We start from the raw sequence: 12,780 nt of genomic DNA on the forward strand, positions 1-12,780 counted from the left end.
TCACGTATTGCTATATATCTATCGTACCCAAACCGATTGCCAAATCATTCAGGCGATCGGACGTTTTAGATCTGACACTGGGTAGTGTCATATTTGGAGATGGGAGATAAGAGCGAAAAGTACTGCTCTTTAACATCATCGATTCTCAGCCAGAGCATCGGCTTTAAATACAAAAAAATGGGGAGTATAGCTCTTGAAAACTACAGACCCCATTACTACTTACTAAATCTGAAAATCTATGCAGGCATTAATACTGAATCAATAATGTGAATTACACCATTATCAGCAGCTACATCTGGCGTGACAACTTTAGAATCATTAATTTTGACACCATTAGAGGCATCAATTTTTACTTCCGAACCTTCAACTGTTTTAGCCGATTTTAGTTTGACAACATCAGCCGCCATGACTTTTCCAGCCACAACATGATAGGTCAAAATTTTGGTGAGTTTTGGAATATCTTTGAGCAAGGCTTCAACAGTACCAGCCGGGAGTTTGGCAAATGCTTCATCAGTGGGTGCAAACACGGTAAAAGGGCCTGCGCCTTTGAGTGTATCTACAAGTCCAGCAGCTTGAACGGCAGCAACTAAGGTCGTGAAAGAACCCGCACCGACGGCAGTATCAACTATATCAGCCATGTGATTACCTACTTGGTTTAGTGTACACATTTGTCAATCTAACATGCTTTCAATAGAAAGGGGCATCTGAGTCTGGATTAATTAAAAATAAGCGTAAAAATGATGACATTTTAATTATAACAGTCGCCATATCGGTAGGACATAAACCCGACTTTTTGAAAAAGTCGGGTTTATAGCGGCACTAGTTTTATGTCCTAATCCCCCTGGCGGTTGCTATAAAACACTAGTAATTAATTAGATTCAAAATATGAATGTATATAATGTCACATGCTTTACTTTGTAGCGATCGAAACTGAAATTATCTCTCTACCTTTAGAGAGATTTAATCGCTAACTTCATCCGATTTACCGCTCGATCGTTACTTAGCCATTATTTTAAGCCAAGAGCATCTGGCAGTTTGAGGTAGTAACAGTAATTATGATTTAGCATCCGATCGCGGCTTACTAAAGGCAACTTGAATTGCCAAGCCGATTAAGCCGATCGCAATAATCCCGCAAGTGACAGTACCCAAGGCTGTCGATCCTACAACCAGAGTGCGTAACGCAGCAGCAATATTTATTGCCATATTGGTCTTTTGAACCATCGGTTTAGTGGCAAATGTCGTCGCAATCTTGCTTGTCATCGTATACATGCCGATCGACATCGTGCCAGCAATTAACGCACCAGTCAAGCATTTAAAAGGGCTGGGTAAGGTAGTTTCAGGCGGAGTAGCTTGAGTCATAGAAATTTTAGCTAAAACAGTATAAACCCCACGTCTCGAACCGTTGCGGGTGAGCGTGGGATGGTAGCAATAGATTACGGCATCGAGATCCAGCCTCGATCGTTGTAAGCCTAAAACGAGATAATTAGATAGCCACTCTGGAATTTTGCACCTTTGACACTGGCACCCTTGAGCGGCGGCGGTAGCAACAGGTTGCGGCGTTGATCTCCTGCCTCGATCGTTACTTCTGGCCCCGATTGAGTCAGCTTGACTTGGGTTTTATCAAAACCGGGTAAATACAGCCTTACCTCGCGCTTGGCGGCATCGATCGCGATCGGTTTGGGAGCGGCTACAGCTTGACTAAAATCGGGCATGGCATCGATGAGCGGTTGCCAATCGGCACCCATCCGCATGGGAATAGATGTCACCGTTAAGGGGTCAAATTCGGCTGCCACAGCGTCGGGAACCGCACCGCGATTAAAAATCATCCCGCCGATCGTCAAGCCCGATTGCTGGGCACTACCCCATAAATATTTCGCGGTAGCAACTGCGGCGATATCTTCGGTAGTGACTAAGTAACCCACCACTCGCTGGGGATTGCCAATTACAGCTTGACTTTGGTCTAAAAAGTTATTTGCCGCCTGCATCGGCTGTGACATAACACTTTCACCCGTCCAGGCGATCGTCAAAATTGCCGCCATCGCTGGCTGCATAATCGGCGAGATAGTTCGCCACAGATCCGATGCTTCGACTACCGCCACAAACCGCCGCAGGTACCAACTGAGACTATCTGCCATTCCCGCCATTCGCAGGGTGGTCAGATCGCCAGTGCCATCGTAGACGATTGTATCGTACTTGCCACTAGCATCGTATTGTCGCAGCGCATTGAGCGCGATCGCGCTATCCATACCGGGCAATATTGCCAATTCTTGACCGTAAACATTGCGTAAAATCGGCGATCGTAAGTATTGAGCTTCAATTTGCTTGACATCTTCCCAACCCCGCTCGATCGCGACAGTTGCCGAAATTAAGACTACTTCTAGATTTGCGCCGATCGATTGGGGTTTATCCGTCAGGGGAACACCCAGCAAGATCCCCGTCGCAGGCGTGGGATCTTGACTGACAAATAATACCCGCCGACCCAGGTTAGCTTGTTGACGAGCAGCAGCGATCGCCACAGTAGTCCGACCGGAACCGCCTTTACCAAGGAAGGTGAGAATTTGGGGCATATTATTCTACAACTTTGAGTTCATCTTCAAAAAACCAGGTACTAGTTTTGTCTTCAAATTCAACGACGGCACCAACACCGCTACCATCGGTCATTTTAAATTCTTTAACTGTCCCTACCTTACCTAGTTTACTCACAACGCCATTAGATACGCGATCTCTGAGGCGAAAAACTTTAACTTGTTGACCGATTTCCATTGAACTTAAAGGTGATTGATATAATTTCTCCATCCCACAGTGTACCGGAATTCTCGGCTCAGATTAACTCTTTGTTGGAGATGGGTGATGGGAGATGGGAGTAAGGAGTAAGGAGATGGGAGTAAGGAGTAAGTGGTAGGGAATTGGGGGGTGTGAATGAGTGGGTGGTGCAGAAATATGGCAGACTGGTAACATATCTCATGTGTACGATCGAGCTTTAATGATGGCTACCAGACGTAATTTTTTATATTTGCTCGGTGCGGGTACGACAGGTACTCTCTTGGGTGCGCTGCCTGGTGCTAGTTGGGCGGCACCTACAACCGCCACAGCCGTTGCAACCGATGTATTTAAGCTACCACCCCTAACTTACGATTACAGCGCGTTAGAACCTCATATCGACGCTGCCACGATGAAGTTTCACCATGACAAGCATCATGCAGCTTATGTCAAAAATTTGAATGCAGCGGTAAATAAATATCCCCAACTCCAAACCAAAACTGTCGAGCAACTGCTAACGAGCCTGAATACGTTACCCAAAGATATCCAAACCACAGTCAGAAACAATGGTGGCGGACATTACAACCATACGATGTACTGGCAAATTATGGGGCCAAAAGGTGGCGGTACGCCCACAGGTGAGATCGCCACTGCAATTAAGACTCAATTTGGGACGTTCGATGCGTTTAAGTCTCAATTTAATGAGGCTGGTACCAAGTTATTTGGTAGCGGTTGGGTGTGGTTGGTACGTCAGCAGGGGCAACTCAAAATTATCACAACTCCCAATCAAGATAGTCCGATTTCTCAGGGGATCTATCCGATTATGGGGAATGATGTCTGGGAACATGCCTATTATCTTAACTACCAAAATCGTCGTCCCGATTATTTGGCAGCATGGTGGAACGTAATTAATTGGACTGAAGTTAACAATCGATTTGCAAAATCTTTGAAAGCTTAGATCGAATCTGGATGAATAGCGAAGAATTAGCCAAACATATCGAACAGACAAATAGCATGGGTAAGTCCTGGCTCTTGGTACAACTTCGCTTACAAAAATTAGCCGAAGCCAAGCCAGATCTATCCAGCACAGAATATCATGCCAGATTGAATGATATTTACGAAGATCTGATGAATTTGGGTGAATGGTGGGTAGGCATCGAAGATGAAGTTTTTTGAGCTAAAGACCGAGATCGGTTATCATCTACTATCCTGATTCTCAAGCAACCTTTAAGGGTTGTTATCGATCGATTATCGTTATATTAATTGCTCTCATCTACGCTGGCGCGAACACCCCAGTCATCGCACCAAACAGCCTCTAAAATATTCGGCTATGAGTTACTCGCATAATGTCAACATCGCGCCGCAGTTCGCCGATGGTAATTGCGCTGAGGTAGGAAATTGCCTCCTGTTCGGCGATCTGATGAAAAAAGCGGGCGATTCCAGGGTTGGCTCGATCTCAAATAATTTCGGTTGGATCGAAACCTCGATCGCGAAGATAGGCGATTAATTTTTCCTTTTCCTCACGTTCTCGATCGGCTCGTTGAGACTCCTGCTCGGCTCGTTGGGACTCCTGCTCGGCTCGTTGGCGTTCGGCTTCAATCTGTTCAACCGCCCAAGGCAAGATTGCTGACGACTGGTGCCACCACCGCAACCAATAGCCGTTACGGTCTGTTTTAGTTCCCGTCCAAGTCCCTATGTAGAGGTCGATTTCTGGTAGCCAATGACGACCATTTTCATCTGGTTGTTCTAGTTCGTATTTGCCGTTTTGGAGTCGGTATAATTCTAATAATCCAGCTTTTGGATCGAAGATGACATAAATCGGTACCTGTAATATTTGCTCGTAAAAAAACCATTTGCCAGGGGGATAAGTAGGTTTGATTGAGTACTCTCCACCTTCGGTTTCCGAGAGAAATTCCATGACGATGAGGGGTAAGTCTCCCTCCAGGTTGGGCGTGTAGCTGTTGCGAGAGGCTAACTGCTCTTTGACGCTGGGCACATACAACCAATCAGGTGCTTTGATGACTAATTCTCCATTCACCGTCGCACACAAGGCAAAATTAGTAGCAATCAGCATCTGGGGTTGAATGCGTTGGGCTATTTCGAGGCTTTCTCTCAACGCGCTGGCAATTAATGGTTGTCCGGTATTTTCCACGGGTTCGTCCTCTAGCCTAAATCCAGCAGGAAGAGGTTCCCATGTGATTTCTACTGGTTGTTTTTGGTTAATCTTGAGTTGAGTTGTCATACATGCAACCGGATCGATCGATCTTTATTTTAGGCGATCCTCGATCTAGGCAGGGATCTCATTTATCTAGACGATGGCAGACAAGTCAGTCAAACGGAATCAACAAAGTCTGTGAGAGTCTGACGACAGGCTCGATTGACAGACATTGCAATTTAGATAGTTACGAGATCGACTCAGGACATAGTATGCCGGAAACGCGATATCTATTCACCTATCTAGGTTTTTGATTGAGAGATTTATAAGCTTGCTCTTTTTGAATCCAGTCGCGACCGAGTTTAATTGTCACATCCGAATAAAGATTACCAGAACTATCGACTTTTACTTCTCCAAATCCCAATAAGCTAGATAAGCCCTCGGCAACTTCAGGATTGCCTTTTTGAGCGATAAACTGAGTAGTGGGCAAGTCTTCTTTAATTTTGAGATTACTATCGAGATGGACGTTGTGATAACCTGCTTTATTCAATCTTTTAATAAGTCGGGCAGTTGCATCTGGAAAATGGCTGGTATCTTGAATATTTACCCGGAGTGTTTCGGCTTTAGTTTGCTCTAATGAAATCGTGCCGTGGTCGAAGTAACGCGCCATCATATTTTGGATACGTTTTTCATCTGGCAACCAATAGCTCGTACCGTGCTTACCATCGCCGTTGTAATCACCTGGCATCATCAACATTTGCATTTTCGATTTGCCATTTTGCATCGAAAAGCCACCTAAAGCTAGCAATTCTTCGACGGTGAGATTGGTATCGACTTGATTTTGGATTACCGAAAATAGTTGCGGAATGCGCGTAATGGTCATCGGGTTGAGCGATTGTTCGAGCAACGCCTTGACGACCATTTGTTGGCGTTGCATTCTGCCAATATCGCCGTTAGCATCATGACGATAGCGGAGCAGTCCCAATAACTTCATGCCATCAAGATGTTGTTTTCCCGCTTTAAGATTGACATAAAAATGTTGAGAATCATCTTGATATTTAATATCTTTAGGGACGACCACAGTTATGCCGCCTAGTTCGTCAACGAGTTTGGCAACACCTAAATTATTGACCCGGATATACCGATCGATTGCAACTCCACCCAATACCTTACTAACTTCTTTTGCTGCTGCTGCTGGGCCGCTTTCATGGTCTACAGCGTTAATTTTTTCGATCCCTTTGCCAGTTCGATCGATCTTAGTATCGCGGGGAATCCCTAAAAAGATCGTCCGCTTGGTTTGTGGATCGAATCGGAGTAACATCATCGTATCCGATAAGCCATCTAGAGAGTCAACTTCTGCATCGTAGCCAGTTTTTTTGCGGTCGCTACCATTGCTATTTTTAATATCCGAGAGATTAGTTTTAATCCCTAATAAAAGGATATTTACGGGTTTGGATACTTCCGGTACTTGTAACAAACTCCTAGAAAAAGCTTCCTTACCATTTTGCTTAAAAAATGCGTCATCTGCTGCGGACAAAGTGCGCTGTTGCAATGGTGCCGAAGTTAGTGAAACCGCTAAAAAAGCCCCCCCAGCAGCCGAAAATGCACCGATTCCCCCCAACCCCAGCCATAACCATAAAGGCATTCTGCGTTGCTTTTTCGTGGGCTGACGACGTACCATTTGGGGATTGGGCTTGTTCGATTTGCGGCGTTGCCGATCTGCTTTTCTAACTTCCACTTTACTCACAGTTTAATAGGGTGGGTGGTTTTTAATAATCGTTGACGTAGGGATGACCGATCGATGGGTGCTAATCGGTTAGCCGCAGGGTTAAGCTTACACTAAATTGCTGGCTGGCACCAGATAAATTTACTTCGAGCGAATTGTATTTTCGGCTAAAGCACTAAATCCGGGCAAGCGCAAAGATTTCTTTTGCCACAGTAGCATCATTAGCCACAAACTCGCCGTAAAATAGCCAGATGTGACTAATCCGTTCAGAAATAACAGTCGCAACCCCGTCGCGGACGACCCCGATAAATCTGCACCGATATTTAAACTGAAATAGGTACTCAACCAAGCTAAAGCCAGGAAAATTGACAAGCGACAGACTGCTAATTGTCGGCGATCGCGTTGGCGACGATAGATCGCCCACATTGACGGCAATATTCCGATGACGGGTGTGAGGTAGAGGAATGTTTCCAAGCGATTGAGTGCATGATTATCTAAGTCGCGCGCTGATTCCTGGGAGGTATCGGGCAATAATGTCATCGGTGATGATCCTAGTACTACTTATAGTTTTTCTCCATATATCTAAAATCCCCATTTTTTAGCTGTTTTGCACTATTTGGCGGAAAATTCTTGTGAGAGAGGCGAGTATAATTCCATTATTTCAGACTTGAATTACTGCCCACAAGTGCCAAAAGTTAGATATTTAGGTTGCTGAAGGTGGAAACAAATAGCACTTTATTTGGCAGGAACAGTCCACCATGCGAGGGCGTAGTCTTGGCGGGGAAGGTTGACCGCTCGGCGAAAATAGACGCGAATTTTATATTTACCAGGGTCGCGGATTTGATGAAAAATGTGTTGGACGCTATCGACAGGACTCACAGACGACCAAATACTGCGATCGGGATTGTTTTCATCGGCACGCATTAAATAGAGATCGAGCTGATTGAGACCGCGATCGCGAAATTTTTCGCCCAGATCGTATTCGCCATTGCCATTGGTATCTTGTAACTCTACCAGTCGATCCCAGGCTAGCGTAATCGAAACCCAGCTATTTGCTACCACAGGTCGATCGAGGAAATAATCTCGATATTCGCCAGTATTTACCGAGCGATAATCCCACCCGATCGCCGGGACTGGTAGTGCTTCGGAGTACTGTCCGGGGCTAAACTGTTGGTAAGCCCGAAAGGCATTTAATTGTCCGGCACCCAACTGATAATCGAGGGGAATCTGACGATCTCGATCGACTGCTGATTCTGTCCAATCGCGGTTATTTTTAGCCAGCAACGTCCGTGTCATCCCCAATCGCAAACCATCGCCTGCATCTTGAATTTTATCGGCAGAATTTAACAGCACGGCTTTCATCACCTGATGGCGGCGCGCATCGAGACTCCAATGGGGGCGAACTGCGATCGAGAGCTGTTGTTTTTGCCGTAACTGGCGATCGCCAAACTCTTGTAATAGAGCCACCGTCCCCGTGACATGCGGTGCTGCGAAACTAGTTCCATTCACCAGAGTGGCTTTACCTGCAAAGTTATACAGCCGGAGATTGCCACCCGGAGCAACTAACCCGATCGAGCGACGATTGCCAACATTAATCTCGCGGTTTTCGATGCTTTTAGCAGTCCCGATCGGTGCTTCGCTGAGATTAGCAAAATCTAACTTGCGATAAATTCCCTGACGGAGTGTGGAATAGGCGACATTAATTCCGTTATAGTTGTCTGTCGGAATTGAAATACCGCCCTTACCTTGATTTCCGGCGACTGAATACATTACATTATGTACTCGCGCCGACCAATCTAAGCATTGGGTAAATAACGCATTGCCATCTAACTTGGCACCTACGCGCGGATCGCGGTCTAAAGGCTCTCCAAAGCTCAGATTAATGGCCCGAACGTCTCCACCATTCTGATTGGCAACATGCTGCGTGGAGAGGCATTCTTCCTCCTGTCCGGCGACTCTGGGCAACCCGACAGCACTGGCATATAAGCGCGCTCCGGGGGCGACTCCAGGATATCTTTTGTCGCCACTAATCATCACCGATGCTACCATCGTCGCGTGTTGTTCGACGTTAGTATTAGCTTTGGCGAAACCATTTTGATAAAAAATTTGCTCCAGTTTAAATTTGGGCTGTTGGGCGGCTTTATCCCAACCAAACTGCGCCGGACGACCGACTTCTACTTGTCCGATCGCAATTTTTTTGCCCGTCAGATTGTATGGAGCTTGATGTAATTTTAAGGCATCAATGCCTGCACTACCGACAGAGTTGGCGGTTGGTAATGCCCAACTAGGTGTCATGATACTCACGATCGTTGTAACGATGGCGATCTGTTGCCAGTGTTTAGTCAACAAGCTGCTCTGCCTTTTGAGATGGGGGGACGGGGGGACGGATAGATGCTGAGTATGCTCCTCGATCTAAGGCGATCGCTTTCTACATTTTGTTACAGAATTGCCAGTCCTACCTAAAATTATTGCAAACTGTGGATAGGTAAAATCGCTGTGTTTGGAGGAAACTTTCATGTCTGATACTCAAGTTTTTGTTGCTTTGGCGGTCGCGCTGATTCCTGGTTTGTTGGCGTTGCGCCTTTCGACAGCGTTATACAAATAAATTCTCGCGTCATTGGCGGAGCCTTTCCCTTGGAAAATCGCACCATCGATCTGGCGTTTTAATCGATTGACTGGGACGTAGTAATTAATACTGCGTCCTAGCTTTTTATCCAGATGCTGCCAAAAACTTTATCAAAATTGTTGAGCCAATTGATGTGACAAGCCGTATAATTAGGAAAATTTCGATTGGGTGATAATAGTCTACATGAATGCACAGCCTTCTTTCGATCCGCCTAAGCATCGCTCCCCGTCGCGCACATCCCGCCGTGCCAGATCGGTGCAAATGGAAACGAGTACCCTAGAACCGAGTATTTCTACTCCAACGGTGAGATTTTCCAAGGGAAAGGCTTCGCCAACGACGCGGGTGCGATCGCAACCAACTTACGCTCATCGTCGCCAAGGATTAGAAGTCGCCACTAAATTAGTTACCTATTCGACTCTATCGATTTTTGGCATCATCACGCTGGTGAACTCGATCGGGTACAACTACGTCCAGCGCAGCAAATTACAACATATCGAAACCGAAGTGCAGGACGCTAAAATTCGGGCAGATAAAGTTAATGCTAACTTCACCCGTTCTTTCGATCCGCAAATCCAATCTAGCATCATGCAAGAAAATAGTTATAAAGTCGCACCCGATCGACTGCCAATTTTTCTAGTCAATTCAGAATCAGATCGATCTTCTTCAACCGATCTCAATAAGTAATTACCGATTAATCTAATGAGATCCTGCCGATCGCATTGGTTGTAAAATACCTGTAAATTCGATCGATTTAGCTGTTGGTTCGGTGGGAGTTGTCAGCCAAAGTTGTCCTTGGAGTTGGCGATCTACATCTGGCTTTAATGGCTTCTGAACTGATGTAGATCTAACTTGGGAGATTTTACTAGAAATTTTTAATTGCGATCCTTGGGGACAGATATCGGCAGGCATCTGCCCGTTTAGTTCTAGTTGAAGATCGTGCAATCGACCGGAAAATGTCGGACGAGATTCACGATCGGTGCCGCTCATTTGACTGGCGGTAGTGATACTAGCATTGAGATACATGCCGGATTGTTGGACTTTAAGAACGAGTTGTTTTTGTTGGAAACAGGCGGGTAAATTTGGCGAGGTAATTAGATAATTACCCGTCACTAGTAGCGGTGCTTTGACATTAGCTTCGCCATAACTAGTAACGATATTAAAAAATCCGATCGCACTGCCGATCGCGAGGCTATATAATCCGATCGATTTTGCAGAAAACAGGGTCATTTTGATTTTTAATTTTGAATATATAGCCGCCGCCATATCGGCTAGGACACAAACCCGACTTTTTCAAAAAGTCGGGTTTGTAGCTAGCACTATCTTACTGTCTTAATCGCCTTGGCGGTTGCTATATATCTATCGATCGAATGTAAAATTCAGATGCGAGTTAAACTGACTGTAACGACGGACGATTAATAAAGATGAGGCACAATTATTTGCTAGTCGATCGGTATAATTATCGAGGAGGGGTTTTCTGCGTCCCCAACTGCGCCCGATTCCGGTAATTGTTAAATCTACTCGTTGAGAAATTTCTTCAATTTTGGAGATCGGATCGGTAGTTGCTAGCGTCGAAGTTTTAATTCTCGCACTCATTTCGGTAGGGAGATTTGCGAGTAAATTGTCGAGTTCGGTACTAAATTTACCATTGTCGGTTTCAGGTGAATTAATTTGGATTAGTTCTAATTCTCTGTGTCGATCGTTACAGAGCATTCGTAAGGCAATTTCGACGGCTAAATCGTCGTGCTGGTTGGCGGTGTAAGGTACGAGAATGGCATTGTAAATTTGGGTGCGTGCGGGTGGCGACGGTGCGATCGAACTCGATGGATGGCTATCGCGTGCGGGTTCGTTGTGAGCATCGATAAATACGGCGACATCAGCAGGAGTGGTACCGAGCATTTTACCAACTCTTCCACCTAAGCGATTATTGGAAAAAGTAGGGCGATGCCAACCTAAGAGTACCAGATTAGCCCGATCGAGTGCGGCGATAACGGCGGTTTTTTGAGATACATCATAGCCGATTTGGACGATCGGTTTAAATATCGATCTGGATGAGGCTGGTTCGAGGGTGTCGATGAGTTCGCCTAATTGTCGCATTCGGCGATCGATCAGCCGATTTGCCTCGAAGGGAGTACTTTGGAATAAATAGTCTTCTTCTAACTCGATTAGGCTCAGGGGGTGGATAATGGCTGCTTGATGGGTGTTTTGAGCGATCGAAGCGGCGAGTTGCAGCAATCCCGTTTGTGTGTTGGGATTGGCGACGGGAACTAAGATGCGATAATCGATCGATTGGAGTTCGGCTTGGCGATCTGGCTCGATCCTATCTGTACCAGCAATTGCGGGAACGGCGACAAATGCCGAATCGGGTTCGGTTTGAGAGTGCAGGCGAATCGACTTTTTAGGATAAGTCCACTCTAATAATGGCGAAGTCATAAAGGTTGTTACCAATGCCATAATTACTAGCATTGTGAATAAAATTGGTGAGATTACACCTAAATCTAAACCGATATTGAGGACGATTAATTCGGTCAATCCTCGCGTATTCATCAACCACCCCAGCGCGGAAGCTTCCTGCCGATCGAGCTGACAACTGCGCGCTGCGTAATAAGTGCCTACATATTTACCGACGATCGCTACGCCTAAAATTGCCGCACATAATAGCCATAAACCTGGACTATTTAATAAACCGACTTGCGTTTTTAAGCCGCTATAGGCAAAGAAAACGGGTAATAAGAAAATTAGTACGAAGTCTTCCGTTTTCTGGGCAATCTCTCTGACTAATCTCGGATTTTTGGGCATCGCCGCACCCATTAGGAATGCGCCAAAAATTAAATGAATCCCGATCGCTTCGGTAATTAATGCCGAAGCCACTACCGCCATATAAATCCCCGCTAGCATCAGTTGTGAGAGCTTACCAGTCCGATCGTAGTAATTTGATAAAAATTTCAACAACCGCCGCCCCAGAGTCAACATTGCCCCAATGTAAAGGACAGAATAGATAATTATCGGTACGGCACCAGCCATACTATTAGTTCTAGTTACCGCGATCGCCAGAGCTAACAAACACCAAGCTGTCACATCATCGACAGCCGCACAAGTCAATGCTAGCGTCCCCAAACGGGTATTTTGAAGATTATTTTCGGTGATGATTCTCGCTAAGACTGGGAATGCAGTAATCGACATTGCCGCGCCTAAAAATAGGGCGAAAGCTGTAAATGAAACGCTATTATTAGAAAGAATCGGATAAATTAATAATGCTAAAATTCCGGCTAAGGAAAACGGGACTAAAATACTAACACCCGATGTGACTACTGCTGTCTTGAGATTCCCCCGCAGATATTTAGGGTCTAATTCTAACCCAATCAAAAACATGAAAAATATCAACCCGATCTGCGATAGCACATTCAGAAAGGGAATAGCCGTCGGGGGAAATAATAACGCCGAAAAATCTGGAGCCAACCAGCCGAGTAATGATGGCCCTAAAGCAATACCCGCGACAATTTCACCAATTACTAA

Annotated in this window: 14 protein-coding genes; 4 read left to right on the forward strand and 10 right to left on the reverse strand. The window is 45.5% G+C overall.

The genetic code is table 11. The features are described 5' to 3' along the window. Window positions 1-236: 236 nt before the first annotated feature. The 4 genes from Q0R35_RS18930 to Q0R35_RS18945 form a co-directional block, all read right to left on the reverse strand. Entirely contained in the window at window positions 237-638 is a 402-nt protein-coding gene (locus Q0R35_RS18930; protein WP_295622129.1) for a fasciclin domain-containing protein, read from the reverse strand. Between the two features lie 415 nt (window positions 639-1,053). Further along, a complete protein-coding gene (locus Q0R35_RS18935; RefSeq protein ID WP_295622131.1) occupies window positions 1,054-1,359 on the reverse strand; it encodes a DUF3082 domain-containing protein in 306 nt (101 codons plus the stop codon). A 110-nt stretch (window positions 1,360-1,469) separates the two neighbouring features. Beyond that, the gene (locus Q0R35_RS18940) at window positions 1,470-2,567 is read right to left on the reverse strand and encodes an ArsA family ATPase (protein WP_295622133.1); all 1,098 of its coding nucleotides are present in this window, start codon (window positions 2,565-2,567) and stop codon (window positions 1,470-1,472) included. A 1-nt stretch (window position 2,568) separates the two neighbouring features. Then, window positions 2,569-2,763, reverse strand: a complete 195-nt coding sequence (locus Q0R35_RS18945) for a DUF2862 domain-containing protein (protein ID WP_015162210.1) — start codon at window positions 2,761-2,763, stop codon at window positions 2,569-2,571. A gap of 220 nt (window positions 2,764-2,983) precedes the next feature. On the opposite strand from Q0R35_RS18945, the gene Q0R35_RS18950 reads away from it, so the two are divergent. Both Q0R35_RS18950 and Q0R35_RS18955 read left to right on the forward strand, forming a co-directional pair. Beyond that, window positions 2,984-3,718 carry a superoxide dismutase gene (locus tag Q0R35_RS18950; RefSeq protein WP_366944948.1) on the forward strand — a complete coding sequence of 245 codons (735 nt, stop codon included), beginning with the start codon at window positions 2,984-2,986 and terminating at the stop codon, window positions 3,716-3,718. A gap of 11 nt (window positions 3,719-3,729) precedes the next feature. Continuing rightward, complete coding sequence (locus tag Q0R35_RS18955) at window positions 3,730-3,936, forward strand: hypothetical protein (RefSeq protein WP_295622134.1); 207 nt, start codon at window positions 3,730-3,732, stop codon at window positions 3,934-3,936. 280 nt (window positions 3,937-4,216) lie between these two features. On the opposite strand, the gene Q0R35_RS18960 is transcribed toward Q0R35_RS18955, so the two are convergent. From Q0R35_RS18960 to Q0R35_RS18975, 4 genes are all read right to left on the reverse strand, one after another. Continuing rightward, window positions 4,217-5,002 (reverse strand): Uma2 family endonuclease, encoded by a 786-nt coding sequence (locus Q0R35_RS18960; RefSeq protein ID WP_295622135.1) that lies wholly within the window; start codon window positions 5,000-5,002, stop codon window positions 4,217-4,219. Between the two features lie 211 nt (window positions 5,003-5,213). Next, complete coding sequence (locus Q0R35_RS18965) at window positions 5,214-6,662, reverse strand: LCP family protein (RefSeq protein ID WP_295622136.1); 1,449 nt, start codon at window positions 6,660-6,662, stop codon at window positions 5,214-5,216. 120 nt (window positions 6,663-6,782) lie between these two features. Next, window positions 6,783-7,181, reverse strand: coding sequence for a hypothetical protein (locus Q0R35_RS18970; protein ID WP_295622137.1), 399 nt, complete (start codon window positions 7,179-7,181; stop codon window positions 6,783-6,785). 195 nt (window positions 7,182-7,376) lie between these two features. After that, a complete protein-coding gene (locus Q0R35_RS18975) occupies window positions 7,377-8,936 on the reverse strand; it encodes a S8 family serine peptidase (RefSeq protein ID WP_366944949.1) in 1,560 nt (519 codons plus the stop codon). 220 nt (window positions 8,937-9,156) lie between these two features. Between Q0R35_RS18975 and psaM the strand changes: the two genes are divergently transcribed. Both psaM and Q0R35_RS18985 read left to right on the forward strand, forming a co-directional pair. Continuing rightward, the gene (psaM, locus tag Q0R35_RS18980) at window positions 9,157-9,246 is read left to right on the forward strand and encodes a photosystem I reaction center subunit XII (protein ID WP_295622140.1); all 90 of its coding nucleotides are present in this window, start codon (window positions 9,157-9,159) and stop codon (window positions 9,244-9,246) included. A gap of 204 nt (window positions 9,247-9,450) precedes the next feature. Further along, on the forward strand, window positions 9,451-9,951 hold the full coding sequence (locus tag Q0R35_RS18985; RefSeq protein ID WP_295622142.1) for a hypothetical protein: 501 nt from the start codon (window positions 9,451-9,453) through the stop codon (window positions 9,949-9,951). A gap of 12 nt (window positions 9,952-9,963) precedes the next feature. On the opposite strand, the gene Q0R35_RS18990 is transcribed toward Q0R35_RS18985, so the two are convergent. Both Q0R35_RS18990 and Q0R35_RS18995 read right to left on the reverse strand, forming a co-directional pair. Next, the gene (locus Q0R35_RS18990) at window positions 9,964-10,494 is read right to left on the reverse strand and encodes a hypothetical protein (protein ID WP_295622143.1); all 531 of its coding nucleotides are present in this window, start codon (window positions 10,492-10,494) and stop codon (window positions 9,964-9,966) included. Window positions 10,495-10,623: 129 nt separating this feature from the next. Then, on the reverse strand, window positions 10,624-12,780 hold a 2,157-nt coding region (locus tag Q0R35_RS18995; RefSeq protein ID WP_295622144.1), incomplete at its 5' end, for a cation:proton antiporter.

This window comes from Chamaesiphon sp. GL140_3_metabinner_50, from assembly GCF_025361915.1.
Classification (GTDB): Bacteria; Cyanobacteriota; Cyanobacteriia; order Cyanobacteriales; family Chamaesiphonaceae; genus Chamaesiphon.

What these genes read in the sequence shown, in the direction of transcription:
- Q0R35_RS18930 (WP_295622129.1), bottom strand. Translation starts at nt 638, where the DNA reads ATGGCTGATATAGTTGATACTGCCGTCGGTGCGGGTTCTTTCACGACC.
- Q0R35_RS18935 (WP_295622131.1), bottom strand. Translation starts at nt 1,359, where the DNA reads ATGACTCAAGCTACTCCGCCTGAAACTACCTTACCCAGCCCTTTTAAA.
- Q0R35_RS18940 (WP_295622133.1), bottom strand. Translation starts at nt 2,567, where the DNA reads ATGCCCCAAATTCTCACCTTCCTTGGTAAAGGCGGTTCCGGTCGGACT.
- Q0R35_RS18945 (WP_015162210.1), bottom strand. Translation starts at nt 2,763, where the DNA reads ATGGAAATCGGTCAACAAGTTAAAGTTTTTCGCCTCAGAGATCGCGTA.
- Q0R35_RS18950 (WP_366944948.1), top strand. Translation starts at nt 2,984, where the DNA reads ATGATGGCTACCAGACGTAATTTTTTATATTTGCTCGGTGCGGGTACG.
- Q0R35_RS18955 (WP_295622134.1), top strand. Translation starts at nt 3,730, where the DNA reads ATGAATAGCGAAGAATTAGCCAAACATATCGAACAGACAAATAGCATG.
- Q0R35_RS18960 (WP_295622135.1), bottom strand. Translation starts at nt 5,002, where the DNA reads ATGACAACTCAACTCAAGATTAACCAAAAACAACCAGTAGAAATCACA.
- Q0R35_RS18970 (WP_295622137.1), bottom strand. Translation starts at nt 7,181, where the DNA reads ATGACATTATTGCCCGATACCTCCCAGGAATCAGCGCGCGACTTAGAT.
- Q0R35_RS18975 (WP_366944949.1), bottom strand. Translation starts at nt 8,936, where the DNA reads ATGACACCTAGTTGGGCATTACCAACCGCCAACTCTGTCGGTAGTGCA.
- psaM (WP_295622140.1), top strand. Translation starts at nt 9,157, where the DNA reads ATGTCTGATACTCAAGTTTTTGTTGCTTTGGCGGTCGCGCTGATTCCT.
- Q0R35_RS18985 (WP_295622142.1), top strand. Translation starts at nt 9,451, where the DNA reads ATGAATGCACAGCCTTCTTTCGATCCGCCTAAGCATCGCTCCCCGTCG.
- Q0R35_RS18990 (WP_295622143.1), bottom strand. Translation starts at nt 10,494, where the DNA reads ATGACCCTGTTTTCTGCAAAATCGATCGGATTATATAGCCTCGCGATC.